At 38.9% G+C, this 17,335-nt stretch carries 14 protein-coding genes; 4 read left to right on the top strand and 10 right to left on the bottom strand.

What is annotated here, in order from left to right:
• Positions 1-150: 150 nt before the first annotated feature.
• Positions 151-1,047, bottom strand: a complete 897-nt coding sequence (locus tag P3L40_RS06020) for a diaminopimelate dehydrogenase (RefSeq protein WP_196725290.1) — start codon at positions 1,045-1,047, stop codon at positions 151-153.
• A 199-nt stretch (positions 1,048-1,246) separates the two neighbouring features.
• Between P3L40_RS06020 and P3L40_RS06015 the strand changes: the two genes are divergently transcribed.
• The gene (locus tag P3L40_RS06015; RefSeq protein ID WP_004260574.1) at positions 1,247-2,593 is read left to right on the top strand and encodes an MATE family efflux transporter; all 1,347 of its coding nucleotides are present in this window, start codon (positions 1,247-1,249) and stop codon (positions 2,591-2,593) included.
• Positions 2,594-2,801: 208 nt separating this feature from the next.
• Positions 2,802-4,124, top strand: a complete 1,323-nt coding sequence (locus P3L40_RS06010; protein WP_136133971.1) for a serine dehydratase subunit alpha family protein — start codon at positions 2,802-2,804, stop codon at positions 4,122-4,124.
• Positions 4,125-4,370: 246 nt separating this feature from the next.
• Here P3L40_RS06010 and yjiA read toward each other — a convergent pair whose 3' ends face one another.
• The 7 genes from yjiA to P3L40_RS05975 form a co-directional block, all read right to left on the bottom strand.
• Entirely contained in the window at positions 4,371-5,339 is a 969-nt protein-coding gene (gene yjiA, locus P3L40_RS06005) for a GTPase (RefSeq protein WP_181488499.1), read from the bottom strand.
• A 22-nt stretch (positions 5,340-5,361) separates the two neighbouring features.
• Positions 5,362-5,565, bottom strand: coding sequence for a YbdD/YjiX family protein (locus P3L40_RS06000; protein ID WP_004260586.1), 204 nt, complete (start codon positions 5,563-5,565; stop codon positions 5,362-5,364).
• Between the two features lie 101 nt (positions 5,566-5,666).
• Positions 5,667-7,820 (bottom strand): carbon starvation CstA family protein, encoded by a 2,154-nt coding sequence (locus tag P3L40_RS05995; RefSeq protein WP_004260588.1) that lies wholly within the window; start codon positions 7,818-7,820, stop codon positions 5,667-5,669.
• Between the two features lie 429 nt (positions 7,821-8,249).
• Positions 8,250-8,705 (bottom strand): hypothetical protein, encoded by a 456-nt coding sequence (locus P3L40_RS05990; protein WP_004260591.1) that lies wholly within the window; start codon positions 8,703-8,705, stop codon positions 8,250-8,252.
• A gap of 221 nt (positions 8,706-8,926) precedes the next feature.
• The gene (gene purT / locus P3L40_RS05985) at positions 8,927-10,105 is read right to left on the bottom strand and encodes a formate-dependent phosphoribosylglycinamide formyltransferase (protein ID WP_004260593.1); all 1,179 of its coding nucleotides are present in this window, start codon (positions 10,103-10,105) and stop codon (positions 8,927-8,929) included.
• A 122-nt stretch (positions 10,106-10,227) separates the two neighbouring features.
• A complete protein-coding gene (rarD, locus tag P3L40_RS05980; protein WP_004260597.1) occupies positions 10,228-11,154 on the bottom strand; it encodes an EamA family transporter RarD in 927 nt (308 codons plus the stop codon).
• Positions 11,155-11,326: 172 nt separating this feature from the next.
• Complete coding sequence (locus P3L40_RS05975; protein ID WP_210853414.1) at positions 11,327-12,274, bottom strand: aminoimidazole riboside kinase; 948 nt, start codon at positions 12,272-12,274, stop codon at positions 11,327-11,329.
• A gap of 203 nt (positions 12,275-12,477) precedes the next feature.
• Between P3L40_RS05975 and P3L40_RS05970 the strand changes: the two genes are divergently transcribed.
• Complete coding sequence (locus P3L40_RS05970; protein WP_094960940.1) at positions 12,478-13,932, top strand: glycoside hydrolase family 32 protein; 1,455 nt, start codon at positions 12,478-12,480, stop codon at positions 13,930-13,932.
• A gap of 31 nt (positions 13,933-13,963) precedes the next feature.
• On the opposite strand, the gene P3L40_RS05965 is transcribed toward P3L40_RS05970, so the two are convergent.
• A complete protein-coding gene (locus tag P3L40_RS05965; protein WP_004260608.1) occupies positions 13,964-14,959 on the bottom strand; it encodes a LacI family DNA-binding transcriptional regulator in 996 nt (331 codons plus the stop codon).
• A gap of 470 nt (positions 14,960-15,429) precedes the next feature.
• On the opposite strand from P3L40_RS05965, the gene P3L40_RS05960 reads away from it, so the two are divergent.
• Entirely contained in the window at positions 15,430-16,059 is a 630-nt protein-coding gene (locus P3L40_RS05960; RefSeq protein WP_110592276.1) for a response regulator transcription factor, read from the top strand.
• Positions 16,060-16,669: 610 nt separating this feature from the next.
• Here the strand turns inward: P3L40_RS05960 and P3L40_RS05955 are convergent.
• Entirely contained in the window at positions 16,670-17,311 is a 642-nt protein-coding gene (locus P3L40_RS05955) for a helix-turn-helix domain-containing protein (protein WP_136133968.1), read from the bottom strand.
• Positions 17,312-17,335 lie beyond the last annotated feature (24 nt).

Raw genomic sequence — 17,335 nt, 5'->3', positions numbered from 1 at the left:
ATATCACTTTATTAATAAGCTACTTGATCACACAAAAAATAAACAGTGGCTAAAGTCTGAATGGCAGGTTCAAAGCGAGGTAAAGTGTAAGAAATATCGACAAGATGGCATGAACGAATAAATGTCATGCCACAGATAGATTAAATTTAATTAAACCAGTTTGGCGATCAGCGTATCTAAATCACCTTGTAAGAAATTCACTGGTGGAATTTCAATCACTGTATATGCGCCTGCTGCTTGTTTCATCGTCGCTCGTGCGGCAGAAACCATAAATTGAGAAGTCAGTGCAGGGTTATTAATGCGCATTGAATATTCGAACAACTGGTTATGTGTTGCCCCTGAAACCCCTTTATGAGTCATGTGCACACCGTGCCCAACATCTTTTAATGCATCAATGCTATCCACCTGACGAATATGTGTTTCATCAGAAGAAAAGTAGCTGTCTGCTTTAATCGCTTGAGCCACCTCATCGAACTTAGCGCCACCGTCTAATTCAACATAAACCATACGACGATGAACCCCTGTTCCTAATGGAATTGTGACAGAAAGGGCATCTTTTACGCCATTGATAGCTTTAGCGGCCACACTGTGTCCCATACTCATCCCTGGACCAAAATTCGTATAAGTTACCCCTTTTGGTGCCATTGCTAGCATCAATGTACGCATAATCGAATCCGAGCCAGGATCCCATCCGGCAGAAACAACCGCCACGCTATTATGCTGTTTCGCAACGTCATCTAAGCTGTGTTTTAGCGCCACAATATCTGAATGCACGTCAAAACTATCAACCGTATTAATACCGAGGCTCAAAACTTTAGCTGCTAATGGGCCGATAGCACGCGTTGGTGAACACAAGAGTGCAACATCCACTTTCCCAAGTTTTTCAATATCATCAACCACTTTATATCCAGAAAGCTCAGCAGGAATATCTTGCGTATTGCGACGAACTACCCCGACTAACTCAAAATCCTCAGAGGCCAGAACAGCTTCTAGTGCATAGCGACCAATGTTACCGTAGCCCACTATTGCTGCTTTAATTTTTGTCATTTTTGCTCCTATACAGTTCTGATGTTGCTTATTAAATTATTTATAGCGAAATTGAATTTAACAGAATAATTAAAAGTAAACAAAACATTAGCCTAATTAAATCAGACGCATTTTAACCCTATTTTCATTGTTGAAATCCATGTAGAATTAGCCCATCAGAAAGCTTTCCCTATCATTCATGAATATATAAAGGTTCTCAATGCATCAATCCGATGTGACTGAGCGGTCACTCTTTTCGCTCAGCTGGCCAATTTTTATCGATATTTTTCTTCATTTGGCCACATTATTAATTAATACCTACATGGTTAGTCACGTGTCTACAGCCTACCTTGCTGCTATGGGGGTGGGAAACCAAGTGTTTGACCTATTTATCACTATTTTTAACTTTATCAGTGTGGGGTGTAGCGTTGTTATAGCCCAATACCTAGGGGCAGGCCGCCGAGAAAAAGCCAGCCAAGCAATTCATATTTCAATCGCGTTTAACTTTATTCTTGGTTTTTCCAGCGCATTAGTTGCGTTATTTTTTGGCTATAGCATTCTAACTATTATGAATATGCCATCGCATTTAATGGCTGATGGTTATACTTATTTACGTATTCTAGGGATTTGTTTAATCCCTGAAGCGATTTCAATTATTTTAGCGGCATGCTTGCGGGTTTATGGTAAAGCGCAACCCGCAATGTGGGTCACATTAATCGCTAATGTGATTACAGTATTTGGTAATATCATTGTGCTTTATGGTTTCTTCGGCTTACCACAATACGGCCTTGAAGGCGTTGCTTGGTCAACAGTCGTTGGGCGTATTGTTGCCGTTATTTTACTTTTCTGCCTACTGTTTTATGGGCTGAGAATTAAATTTGTCCCAATGATGTTAATACACTGGTCACGGAAAATGTTGGGTAAGATTTTACATATTGGATTACCCTCTGCGGGGGAAAATCTTGTGTGGATCCTCCATTTTATGACCGCATCTGCGTTTATCGGTCTCATGGGGGAAACGTCTCTTGCGGCACAAACGCTCTATTTCCAATTATCATTGTTTATCATGCTGTTCGGGATCTCTATCAGTATTGGTAATGAAATTATGGTTGGCCACCTTGTTGGAGCAAAACGCTTTGAAGATGCCTTTAGGCGCGGTGTAAAAAGCCTTAAAATGGGTTTTTACGTAACAATTGGTGTCGTTATTGCCTTTTGGTTATTCCGTGATCCTATCTTAAATAATATTACTGATGACCAAGGTATTATTAAGGTACTGCTGCCATTATTTTTACTTTCGGTGTTCTTAGAGCCCGGCAGAACAATTAATATCGTGATGGTAAATGCCTTGCGTGCCTCTGGCGATGCCCGCTTTCCTCTGTGTACCGCTATTATTTTTATGTGGGGCGTCGCTATCCCATTAGGCTACTTCTTAGGCATAAAAATGGAGATGGGTCTCTTAGGTATTTGGCTAGGTTTCTTTGCTGATGAATGGTTGCGCGGCTTAACCAATGCATGGCGCTGGCGTTCACGTAAGTGGCAAAGTAAGCGTCTTGATGTAGAAAGCTAATCTGTGCAGTTATCACTCAGTCCTGCCGAATATTATAGGCAGGACTTTTGTGACTAAGCTCAAAGTTAGAAATTTTTCATTTTTATAATTCAAATTAGAGATAATATTTCTCTCCACTCTCTTTAAATCCCCTAACTTAGTGAAGTTTTTCTCCAGACTGTTGTTTAAAATAATAAAATCAAAAAAGATTTTATTAAGGGGACTTGCCATGCATGCTCAATCACAACCACTACTTTGGCAATATTTTATCAACGCAGTAAAGCAAGAAGTAAAGCCTGCCTTAGGTTGTACTGAGCCAATTTCATTAGCATATGCTGCCGCCAAAGCGGCTTCATTTCTTGATGGCAAAGTGACCCGAGTCTGTGCTTTCGTTTCCCCTAACCTCATGAAAAATGGTATGGGCGTAACCGTACCCGGAACAGGAATGGTTGGTCTACCCATTGCTGCAGCCCTTGGCGCAGTTGGCGGTGATGCTGAAGCAGGTTTAGAAGTATTAAAATCAGCATCTGCGGATGCCATTGCATTAAGTAAAACTATGTTAGCACAAGGGGCTATTACCGTTGATATTAAGCACCCTTGCGACGATGTTATCTACTCCGAAGCCACGGTCTATACCCAAACAGAATCCGCAACCGTCATCATTGCGGGGTCACATACGAATATTGTTAAAATTATTCATAACAATCACACCGTATTTGATGCCACAACGGCTCAACCTCACCATGAATCTCCAGTTGACTGCGCAGCTGACGTCCCACTACCGCCAGTCACTGCTAAGTCTGTGTATCAATTTGCCACCGAAGCGCCTTTAGAGGATATTCGTTTTATTCTTGAAGCCGCGCATTTAAACGAAGCCTTATCTCAAGAAGGTTTACGCAATGTTTATGGCTTACATATCGGCAAAACATTACAAACCCAGCGAGACCGTGGTTTGCTTTCAAAAGACTTAATGTCAGAAATTATGATCCGTACCTCCGCGGCTTCTGATGCACGCATGGGAGGGGCTGTGTTGCCCGCAATGAGTAATTCAGGGTCAGGTAACCAAGGTATTGCAGCAACCATGCCGGTGGTTGTCACTGCAGATTATTTGCAATCTTCTGAAGAGCAACTGGCTCGAGCCTTAATGTTGTCACACTTAATGGCTATTTATATTCACAACCAGCTTCCTGCGTTATCGGCACTATGTGCTGCGACAACAGCAGCTATGGGGGCTGCTGCAGGCATCGCTTGGTTACTAGAATCCCGCTATGAAGTCGTCGCAATGGCAATTTCCAGTATGATTGGTGATGTTAGTGGTATGATTTGTGATGGTGCATCAAACAGTTGTGCAATGAAGGTGTCAACCAGTGCGAGTGCCGCTTATAAAGCCGTGCTAATGGCATTAGATAATAGCTGTGTCAGAGGGTCGGATGGTATTGTTTCTGATGATGTCGACCAGTCCATTGCCAATTTATGTTCTTTAGCTGCGGGTTCTATGAGACATACTGACGTGCAGATTATTGAAATTATGGCCGCTAAAGCGCGTCCTTAACGCCGCAGTGTTGTTAGCTACATTCGCCAACCCTAGTTACATATTTTGTATGCACCTAGGGGTTGGCTTTTTGCCGCCTTGCTACGCCGCTAATTCTTCGTCCTTAACACCGTAGCGTTGTTGGCTGCATTCGCCAACCCTAGTCACATACTTGTGTATGCTCCTAGGGATTGGCTCTTTTGCCGCCTTGCTACGCCGCTAATGACTTTGAATTTCTTTTTTTGAAATTCTTTTTTTTGAATTGTTCTATTTTGAATTAACTTCTAGGGCTGCGAATTTTTCGCGGATCATCTCTTCTGGTAGGTCAATACCAATAAACACTAATACACTGCGGCGTTGTTCATCAACTTCCCAGTCTCTATCCCAATCCGCACTATAAAGACGCTGAACACCTTGGAATAATAAGCGTTTTGGCTCATTCACAATGGAAAGGATCCCTTTATAGCGCAGTAAATTATCTGCAAAGCCAAGTAATAATTCTTCCATTACCTGAGAAACCGCCATCAGTTCAACAGGGTAATTAAATTCGAGAACAATCGAGCCTACTTCATTTTGTTGTTTAGGGGCGAAACGGAATGTCGGTTGTTTAACATTTAATTGTGAATCCAATAAAAAACCGTCGATATCTAATAACATACTGAGGTCAATATCACCGTGAATGACTGAGTAAATCGGCGCCCTTGCATTAATTCGTTGTAAACGTTCAATTAAAGCTTCATTATTTGGCTCAATATCGGTTTTGGTCAATAAAATCCGGTCTGCATAGCCAATTTGCGCTTGAGCGATGGCGAAATCATTTAATTGTTTATCAGCGTGAACAGCATCCACTAAGGTAATAATACCATCTAATACATAACGTTCGCAGAGGACTTCATGGGAAAAAAAGGTTTGAGTGATCGGCCCGGGATCTGCCATGCCAGTGCATTCAATGAGCAGACGGTCAAAGTCTAATTTTCCACTATCAAGGCCATCTAATAGATCTAATAAGGCATTTTCTAATTCATTCGAACGACTACAACAAATACACCCATTACTTAATGTCGTAATTTGTGTCGCACGATCACCAATTATTGCGTTATCAATGGGGACTTCACCAAACTCATTTTCAATCACTGCGATTTTATGGCCATGCTCAGCATGAAGAATATGGCTAAGGAGAGTCGTTTTACCTGCACCGAGAAAACCGGTTAAAATTGTTACGCTAATAGGTTTCATTATTGCCCTCACACTTCATTGATTAACAGCAGCGAAATCCGCCTTTACCACTACCACCATACCGTGCATCTTGTCTTTCGCGAAAAAATTCTTTATATGTCATCACAGGTTTGTCTGGATGGTTATCACTCATATGCTGCACATAAGTATCATAATCAGGAATACCAATTAACATACGTGCGGCTTGCCCGAGGTATTTTCCTGTTTTGCCAAGATTTCCAAACATCAGCCTCTCCAATACAAATGCCCTACATCATGAGCACATAATGTAGGGCGACCTTTCATTTATTGAACACCTTTCGATGTTCAAATCCGTTGAAGGGTGACTTAATGTGAAGATGAAACTTTCACGCCCTCTTTAGGTACAGGAACATAAGGTGTTTCTTTGTCTGTACGCTCTGGGTTTTTGTGTGCTTTCATCCCAACGCGGATACCGTAGAAAATGATACCGTAAACAACCACTAAGAATAGAATACTCAGCCCAGCGTTGGTGTAGTTATTAATAATAATGTGATTCATATTAGTAATTTCTTGTGCAGTTAACTCTGCACCACCTGCCGCAATCTTATCTTTATAAGATTTAGCTAAGTATAGGAACCCTTCCAGTTGTGGGTTATCACTGAATAATTTCAGTCCTAATGCCCAAGTTGTACAGATTAATAGCCATACTGCAGGTAAGACAGTCACCATAATGTATTTACTGCGTTTCATCTTAATCAATACAACTGTACTTAAGACTAAAGCAACCGCTGCTAACATTTGGTTCGAGATACCGAACAGAGGCCATAAGCTCTTAACACCGCCCAGTGGGTCAACAACGCCTTGATACAATAAGTAACCCCATAACCCAACACATCCCGCTGTACCGATGATACCCGCAACCAGTGAATCGGTTTTCTTCAAGAACGGAACAAAGTTACCTAATAAATCTTGCAGCATAAAGCGGCCAGAACGGGTTCCTGCATCCAATGCGGTTAAGATAAACAGCGCTTCAAACAGAATACCAAAGTGATACCAGAAGCCCATATTTGCCGCAGGCATGATTTCATGGAAAACATACGCAATACCTACCGCTAATGTCGGCGCACCACCTGCACGGTTTAACACCGACGGCTCACCAATATCTTTCGCTGTTTGCATGATTTGCTCAGGTGAAATCACAAAGCCCCATGAACTCACTGTAGCGGCTGCATGAACAGACACATCTTTGAGCTGAGCCATGATAGCTGCGCCATCTGGACCACCCAGTTCATGTAAGTTAGGCATAGTAATACCTAACGCCGCAGGTGGTGTATTCATTGCAAAATACAAGCCTGGTTCGATAATAGAAGCCGCTACCAGTGCCATAATCGCAACAAATGACTCCATTAACATTGCACCATAACCGATGTAACGCGCATCTTTTTCGTTTGCTAATAACTTAGGTGTTGTCCCTGAAGAAATAAGCGCATGGAAGCCGGATACCGCACCACAAGCAATGGTAATAAATAAGAATGGGAATAGAGTACCTTTCCAAACAGGACCGGAGCCATCAACAAATTGGGTGACAGCTGGCATTTTTAATTCAGGGTTTAGAATAACGATACCAATCGCTAAACCAACAATAACCCCAATTTTCAGGAAGGTCGCTAAATAGTCACGAGGCGCTAAAATTAACCATACAGGTAATAATGCTGAAACAAACGCATAACCGACTAACGCATAAGTGATCGTCGTGTCTTTGAATGTCAGTGCTGGACCCCAGTATGGGTCATGAGCAATCACACCACCAAACCAAATGGAAGCAACTAACAGAACAATACCGATAACAGAAACTTCACCTACGCGCCCCGGCCGGATATATCGCATATATATCCCCATAAACAATGCGATAGGCACTGTTGAGACAACGGTAAAGACACCCCATGGGCTTTCTGCCAAGGCTTTCACCACAATCAATGCTAATACAGCAAGGATAATGATCATGATTAGGAAGCACCCAAAGAGCGCCAGCGTTCCCGGAATCGGGCCAAGCTCCTCTTTAACAATTTCCCCTAATGATGCACCATTACGGCGTGATGAAATAAATAACACCATGAAATCTTGCACCGCACCAGCTAACACAACCCCAGCTAGTAACCATAAGGTACCGGGTAAATAGCCTACTTGCGCCGCAAGAACGGGTCCGACTAATGGCCCAGCCCCTGCAATAGCGGCAAAGTGGTGACCAAATAGAACATTTTTATTTGTCGGAACATAGTTTAAACCATCATTATTAATGACGGCTGGGGTCGCACGTGTTTCGTCCAGCTTCATCACTTTCTTAGCAATATATAAGCTGTAATAACGATATGCGATGAGATACACCGCCACAGAAGCGACGACAATCCACAGCGCACTAATGTGCTCACCGCGTCTGAGTGCAACAACCCCTAAACAGACTGCACCGATTATCCCGAGGATCATCCACGGAATGTGCTTTAAAATACCATTTTTGTTCATAGAACACCCTTCTGAGGTAAAACGAACATGCCATTGATTTTGTATTAACCATCTTAAAAAACGATATCGCTGTATTTTCGTTGCTTATCATTTATCGTTGATGGTTTTTTAATTGGCAGTGGTTGAACTGTATTGAATTAAAAAATTGAGCTCTGCCATGGTGTATATGGTATGAAATTACACTCAGCAAATGACTAAAGTTATGCTAAGTGGTGCCATATAGAATTAAGCGGTTTGTTTTTTACTTTAAATGGTTTTTAGGAAGGGAATATGAGGTCAAAAATGTGATCCATATAACAATTCTGATTTATTTTCAATAAGTTAAAAAATGTAACTCATATGAATAAAATGAAATTTATTGTAAACAAAGTTCACTAATAACGTGAAATCTCAAAGTTAGGTTATCTGAAGCTTTATAATATCTATGTGCTATTGGCGTGTAATTGTTGTCCATTTACCACCAACCCACCAACTGTGTTCACCATCTGTTTGCGTTTCACATCCGATACCGACTTTCGCTTTCCCTGCTTCAAAGGGATACGCGCAATCATAAATTGCATCAACCACGATTTCCCCAGTAATTGCGTCTGCAAAACCAATTTTATTTTCTTTGCGAATTCGATATACCCCGTCTTGCGCTTCATCAGGCCAATTATCAAAATAGTAAAGTTGATAAATCTCTTGTCCTTTCTGATCAAAAACAGCTAAGCCTTTATTCGATGATTTACCTAAGCAATACTTAAATGAAGATTGTTGCTCAAAACACTCGATTTTATCTTTTTCGTTCTCTACCCATAAACTGAATTGTTGTTCAAGATTTTGCGCTGTTGATAAAAAAGATATTAATCCTAATGACATTAAACCAACTACATAATGAATCATCATAACTTTCCTTATTCTACTTTTATGCCTACTAAGTGATAAGACGCTAAGCTCATCAACTTTGCTCTATTAAATACTCGCTTAATTAAAGATAGCGGATATCTATTTCAGTGAAACTAGGAATAAAGGTAAATAAAGTCTTATATGAAGATAATCTCAAAGTTAAAATTAAAGTATACAAGCGCTCACTCACTTAGAGTCATTGAGCGCAAAATTCATCAAGATCAACCAGAAACACACACTGTATTCGCGGTTTTCTTAGCCATATCTAATGCATTTTCAATAGAATCCGCAATCGCCAAAGCCACACCTAACCGACGAGTTCCTGCAATTTCAGGTTTACCAAATAACCGTAATTGGGTGTCAGACCCCAAAGCAGCACCAATATTTGAAAAAACCACATTTTGGCTTTGTAAATTAGGTAAAATAACCGCTGAAGCACTCGGCCCATATTGACGGATCACGCCAATTGGGAAACCAAGAAATGCACGAACATGTAATGCAAATTCAGATAAACTCTGCGAAATAAGCGTCACCATCCCCGTATCATGGGGACGAGGCGAAACCTCATTAAAAATGATATCGTCACCACATACGAATAATTCAACACCAAATATTCCATAACCTCCTAGAGAGGTTACAATTTTCTTGGCAATGTCTTGCGCTTTTTTCAACGCAGCCTCACTCATGTACTGCGGCTGCCAAGACTCACGGTAATCCCCTTTTTCTTGTCGGTGACCTATAGGCGCACAAAAGTGAATACCATCCACTGCACTGACTGTTAACAATGTAATTTCAAAATCAAAATTAACCATTTTTTCAACAATTACACGCCCCTGCCCTGCTCGCCCACCTTGCTGGGAATAATCCCAAGCCTGATCTAATTCTGCTCGAGAGCGGATCACACTTTGTCCCTTTCCTGATGAACTCATCACAGGCTTAACAATACAGGGAAACCCAATTTTTTCTGCCGCTGCAATAAAATCGGGGTTACTGTCTACAAATTGATACTCTGATGTTGGCAATTTCAACTCTTCTGCCGCTAAACGACGGATCCCTTCTCTATCCATAGTAAGTACAATGGCTTTCGCAGACGGAACCACTTTTTGTCCTTGCTGTTCAAGCTCCATCAATACCTGTGTCGCAATTGCTTCAATTTCAGGCACGATAATATCAGGTTTTTCCCGTGAGACTATTTGTTTCAGCGCTTCGCCATCAAGCATGTTTATCGTATAACTGCGGTGTGCAATATGCATCGCTGGCGCATTATCATAGCGATCAACCGCAATAACTTCGATGCCCAATCGTTGACATTCAATCGCAACTTCTTTGCCTAACTCTCCAGCACCTAACAGCATGACTTTTGTTGCAGATTTACACAGCGCAGTACCTAATTGATTCATGATTGATGACCTTACCGACAAAAAGTTGATACCAATTATATACGCAATCGTTTGCTTTTACTATCAAGGAAAAAACACTATAAAAAAAAATTTCATAATCGATTGATAATAATAATTATTATTTAATCTAATGGTGTTTTATCGCGCCCAGTAATAAAGGGTTCTTTGTGAGAAAATTTAATATACTGTTTGCGTAAAATAGCTAATACACAAAACATTAAACCAATCCAAATAAGTGAAAAACTAATACCTTTGACCCAATCAAAGAGCTCATTAAATAAAAATACGGCCAATAAAAATTGAATTGTTGGTTCTATATATTGCGCTAAACCAATCACCGTTAATGATGTCCGTTTAATCGCTGCGGTAAAAAAAAGCAAAGGAATTATCGTGACAGGCGCCGCTAACATATAAAGAACTTTAATTTGCCAATCCCCTTGCGTCACGGCACTTAGACCATGAGATGCTAACCACCAAGTGATCGCTATTGCAATGGGAAGCAGCCAAAGTGCTTCTAGAAATAAAGACGTAATCACATCAAATCGAATAAATTTACGGATTAACCCATAGACTGCAAAAGCACTCCCCATTACTAACGCTAAAATAGGTAATTCACCATACTGCCAAATTTGGTAACCGACCCCCGCACAAATAAAAATAACAGCCATTTTTTCTGCAAAAACAAGCCGTTCGCGAAGGAACAAAACACCAAGTAAAATAGAAAATAATGGGTTAATAAAATAGCCAAGACTAGCAGCTAACACCTGCCCGTGGGTTAATGCATAAGTAAATGTAGTCCAAGATATCGCCATAACCGACGAACTAAATAAACACAGGATTATCGACTGTTTGTCAGACCATACCTCACGCCATAAAGATTTATTTTTGATAATTAAGCGAACAAGAAAAAGTATAGGCACAGACCAGATAAGACGTTCTGCAAGTAGCTCTAAAGGTTCCGCACCGGGAAGTAAACGATAAAATAATGGTGTTATTCCCCATAGGATATAGGAAAAAATAGCAAGAGCTACTCCCGAGCGAAGCAACATGATTTATCCACAATAAAATCTGATTAAATAATATTAGCTACTTATCATACGCCAAAATGCAAAAAATAAAACTTGCCACCACCATAATATAATTTGAATTATATCAAGTATTCTTAAACTAAAAGGTAACTATATCGCTACCTTTTAGTTGCTCAATACACATATATTCTCATCAAAAAACATCGCGTTGATGTAATGGCGGTTGCTGCTGCATAAATACAAATAATTCCTGTTGTGTCGGAGCCGCAGCGATAGCGCCTTTTTTAGTTGTCGCTAGTGCACCACAAGCCGTAGCTTGCGAGATGACCTTCATCAATCCCTCTTTTTCGTTGACTAGCCCATATTGTGAGATGGCCGCCAATAACCCTGCCATAAATGCATCACCTGCACCAGTAGTATCAATACTTTCAACTAAATAAGCACTTACGGCTATTTGAACTAAGGGGGTGAACACCTGACAGCCTTTAGCACCTTGAGTCACAATTTTTAATTGAGCAGGGTAATTTTGCAATTTAGCTATAGCATTCTCAAAACGACTTTCTTGCGTTAACCACAGCAATTCATCATCCGAAAGTTTTAAAATATCTGCTTGTTTTGCAAAATTATCAACAATTTGGTGCATTTCGTCGGGATCTGGCCACATTTGCGGACGAATGTTAATATCAAAGCTCAGTAATCCGCCAGCGAGCTTGAGTTGTTCGATAGCTGTCGATAGTGATGCTCTGCATTGATGGTGCACCAGAGCTAATGAACAAAAATGCAAAATATCATTACCAAATTGCGGTAAATTATTTATCGTTAAAAATTGGTCGGCCGAAGGAGAAACTAAAAAAGAAAATTCACGTTCTCCATTTTCGTGTAACGAGACGAGAACAGTACTTGTTTTATACTTTTCATCAAACTCCATCGCACTAGTATCAACCCCTATATCAAATAGGGTTTTCTGCATAAAATGCCCAAAAGCTTCTTCGCCGACTCGCCCAATAAAACCACTGTTTTGCCCTAAGCGTGCAACACCCGCGGCAACATTCACAGGTGCTCCACCAGCACAAGCTTCATATTGCATGTTTTGAAGGGGGATTAAATCAATGACAGCATCCCCTAATGCCCAAACTTTCATTATGTCTCCTTTGCGAGTTTTATATCTTTAACCTTCATTCTTATTCATAGCTAGCACATTACCAACTCATAAAAATAAAACTAGTAAACGCAAACTGTTAACGTTAACATTGAGTATAAAGAAACCAGCAAATAAACGCACCTATTATTGAATTTCATGTGCTTATTTTGTTATTGCGATCGAAAAACATTCAGGAAGCCATAATGAAAAAACAACTTGAACTAGCCAACGAAGCCATCAAAACAGCAAGGAAAAATATGGACTTGCAGTTTTACCCACAATACCACCTTGCCCCTTATGCAGGCTGGATGAATGACCCTAATGGTTTGATCTATCATCAAGGCCAATACCATGCTTTTTATCAACATCATCCATTTAGTGCGATTTGGGGCCCCATGCATTGGGGGCATGCAACAAGTACAGATATGGTACATTGGGAACATCAGGCAATTGCGTTAGCACCTAGTGAAGACTATGACCGAGATGGTTGTTTCTCAGGATCTGCAATTAGTTACGATAATAAATTATATCTGTTCTACACGGGCCACATCTGGTTAGCAAATCCAGGTGATGATAGTCAAATCATCCAATCACAATGTGTTGCAATCAGTGAAGATGGTATTCATTTCGAAAAGAAAGGTGTTGTGCTTTCTGCACCCGATGGTTATATGCACTTTCGAGATCCTAAAGTTTGGCGACAAGATGGAAAATGGTGGATGGTCGTCGGCGCAAGAGACTCCCAAGATCAAGGACAAATACTTTTATTTAAGAGTACAGACTTATTAAATTGGGATCAAAACTACCAAGTTCTGGCAAAAACTGACGACGATAATGTTTATATGTGGGAATGTCCTGATTTCTTTCCATTAGGCGAACAATTTGTTGCCCTCTTTTCACCTCAAGGAAAAAAGGCAAAAAATTATCAGTATCGAAATCTATTTCAAAATGGTTATTTGGTTGGTAATTGGTCTCCTAATTCATCTTATAAAATTTCACATGCATTTACAGAACTTGATTTCGGCCAAGACTTTTACGCACCTCAAACCTTTTTAGCTAAAGATGGCCGCCGTATCGCTATCGCTTGGATGGATATGTGGGAAAGCCATATGCCCACACAAAAACATGGGTGGTCAGGATGTTTTACTTTACCTAGAGAGCTAACACTGAATGAACAAGGTAAAATTGTCGCTAAACCTATAGAGGAATTGAAAACATTACGTCAGTCCGCAAGCCATTTTCCCGCAACAACACTAGCTAAAAACAGCACAATCATACTGAATGAGAATGCGACAAGTTGTGAAATAGAACTTATCTGGGACTTACAGCAAAGCCCTGCTGAAAAATTCGGCTTTTGGGTAGGATACGGCGTACAGTTTTACATTGATAACCAAAGTCAGCAATTAACCTTAATGCGTCATTACCCTGAATATACAATTAGTGATAGTCGTTGTGCGCCAATACCTGAAGGTCATCAACTTAAAATAAATGCTTTTATCGATCACTCTAGCTTGGAAGTATTTATTAATGATGGTGAACTCAATTTTAGTTGTCGAATCTACCCCCATCAAAGTGAGCGGGACTTAAGATTATTTGCAATAAATCAGCAAGCAAAGCTCGAAAAAGCGATTTATTGGGAGATCAAAAAATCCATTGAATAGCAAGCTACTAGATTTGCTTTTCTCTGCAAGGTTAAAAAGAATTACGTTCTAACAAGTCGCAAGCAACATATTCAACACTATTTTGCTGCCGTTCTTCTATGATGTGTAAAGCGGCTTGTTGGCCTAATTGATAGTGCGGTAACACAACCGTACTTAATGGAGGATAAAATAGTTCCCCGACACCTATCATATTATCATAGCCAAGTACTGCGATATCTTGTGGAATACGTAAGCCACGGCTAAGTAGTACTTGGTAAGCTAAAAATGCTATACGGTCATTTCCACAAATAATGACATCAAAATTCGGTTTTTTATTCTTAAAATGACTATTAATTAAAGCTATAACATCTAAATAATGCTCATCGCCTAACTCTAAATGGTGTTGCTGAAGTGATGCTAGCGGTAAGTCAGCACTTGCCCACGCAGACTCCACCGCTTCACGGCGCATTTTTCCAGCGAGTGTCTCTTGCGGAATATAAAGACAAAGAGGATTTCGATATCCTTTCTCTATTAAGCGTTTTACTGCATTAAATTGACCATTAAAATCATCTGGCACATAAGCAGGGAACTGCCCATTTTTATCTATGCAATTAGCAAGAACCAAACGATTATTATGTAATGTTTCTGGAATCGCTACTTCTCGAAGCCCCATCGTAGTATAAATAATACCATCTGGCCGCTGAGATAATAATTGTCGGACAGCTCTTTCACTATCTTCGCTAGATGTAATATTAACTACAAAGCTACTCCAGCCGAATTGCCTCGCGGTTTGTTCTATTGAAAGAATGATTTCTACAGAAAAAGGGGTAGTTGCTGTATCGAGGGCCAAAACACCAACTGTCGAAACCCTAGAGCTTTTCCCTCTGATCTTTCGCGCTGAAAAATCAGGGACATAATTGAGTGACTCAATAGCTTGTTGGACTTGTTTCAAGGTTTCAGGCTTTAGTAATTCAGGGCTATTAATTGCCCTTGATACAGTCATCAATGAAACATTTGCAAGTCGAGCTACGTCTTTTAAAGAAGCCATTAAGTATATTCACTCATCAAAACTAGGTAAGTATTAATTTTAACATGATAGATATAAAAAGTACTTAATCTTCGTCAATTCACAAGTTAAGAGCTATCACCTCAAAAAACAACATAAGTGTACATCTAAGACTTTTTATGACTAATGATTTAAGATATTATTGATTAGCTTTAGCAATATTTCTGTCTATCACTTTATGATAAAAACACATTTAATAAGTAAAATCACCTAAAATGTTACACGTCATTAATCGAATATTACCCAATGACACAAACTTTAACTATTGTTTCTATTTTTATATTAAATTTAACTAGATGATGTTTTTAATATAAATTAAGGTCAGTATTACATTAATAAAAAAAACAACGATCAGTAGAAAATATTATTGTGGAATTTAAATTTCACTTTATTTATCTACGTATTTTATCAGATTAGTATGAATATCAAATCAGTTCAACAGGAGTATGGTGATGAATAACACCATTCACGTAATCGTAGAAAGTGATAATGTCTTTAAGAATAAACTGAAATTAATGATGGAATCTTTTGGTTTTATCTTTAGATTTTATAATAACGAAGAAGTGTTTATGAGTAATTATACTTATCCTAATGAGGGTAATGTAAAGGAATGTATTTTATTATTCTTAAACAATGATGAAAATCGTATTAATCGATTAAACAATATAAATAATTCATTTGGTATTGTTCCATTCATTGTGCTTGCCGAAGAGCCTTCTATCAGTCTATGTCGAGAAAGCTTTAAAGCTGGAGCCTTTGATTTTTTTCCCTTTCCTTTCAAGGACATCGAAATATCAAATTCCATTAGCAACGCAATGGAATTATTTTTAAGTATGCATGAGAAGCATAAAAAATATACTCATCTCTCTGATAAATTTAATCGTCTTTCGGTTAGAGAAAGAGAAATTATGGATATGATATTAGAAGGTAATACCAGTAAAGAAACCGCAGAAAAACTGTCATTATCACCAAGAACTGTAGAGGTACATCGCTCTAATATTTATACAAAATTAGGAATAAAATCACTACCACAACTTATTCAAGAATACGAATATATTAATACCTATCCTAGATATATTTAATCTATATGCTATGTTTACCTTCTTATAGCGTTATTATTTCTGATGGCTTGATTCTAAGCCATCAGAAATTAACTATATGAAAAATACCTAAAGGTACTATAATTTAGATAAATATAGATTAATATTCTGTTAATTTTGAAATAATAACTTATTTTTATAAGTGATAAAAACAACACCACTCTGTTATGGATTAAAAACCTAAGTAAATTAATAATTCAGATGGTAATAATAACCACTAATAATCACAAAATAAAATTACATTTTTTTTAGTTATTAAAGTATTATTTACCCTCCCCATATCTCACTACTTTTTTAGTAAAACAATAACCTTTATCAACGAACTTTCTCTCTCATAAAACTAAAAAAATAAGGCTACAAACGACATACCTCCTTACCGTATCCAAGCATAATAAGCATCGTTTTCATTTTCTTTTCTCAATACATCAAGTAACGATACAAGTAGATAGATTACGCTTTATTTATCTATCGGCTGTCGTTCAAACGTTCAAAATGTTGGTAAATATTTCGCGCTTCGCTGTTTTTATGTTTTGTAGCTGTTCGAAAAACACGCGAAAGCACTATTTTTTACCATTCAGAGCATATAGGAGAGCTATTTGTAGTCCTTAATGTTAATTTCGTACTGCTTTAGCTTGCGCCATAATGTTGTCCGTCCCATATCAAGGACTTTATGCATTTTTTGAATTTTACCTTTGCAAGCTTGTGCAACTTCAATAATCAAAGCTTTCTCAACTGAATGAATATCTAAGTTAGCGAACCGTTGTTCGTCCTTATCTACCTTAAAAACACCTTGTTCGTAATAGCGAAATTTCAATTTTTCACTCACTTCCCTTGCTAAGGATTGCGTAAGTGCAAACAAAATATTGCAACTATTCTTAGTTGAAGATAAAACAACAACGAGTACAGGCTCACCAGTATGTGAATACACTGGTGCTAAGTAATAAAAAATTCCATGTAATTCAATTGGCTCTGCATACAACCTAAGCTGAGCCCCATAAGTTAAATTATCAGATAGTAAATTTGCTATCTCAAAGTTACCATCAAGCTCATGACTGAGCCAAAGCGTTTTCCCATCAGTGCTCAGTAGAGAACTGCGAATATTATTATCATGTAATGAGGCTAATCCGCTCTCAATGGTTGTATGAGCAAGCTCTACGATATATTCATAATTACCTGAATTATAAATACTTTCTTTTACAGGTGTTGTAGTTGGAAATATTAAATGAGTTGACATAGTTATCCTTATTCTTCGATAAGA

The organism is Providencia sp. PROV040, assembly GCF_032706145.1.
GTDB lineage: Bacteria > Pseudomonadota > Gammaproteobacteria > Enterobacterales > Enterobacteriaceae > Providencia > Providencia hangzhouensis.
The sequence above is the reverse complement of the archived record's forward strand: the minus strand, read 5'-3'. Positions and strand labels throughout refer to the sequence as shown.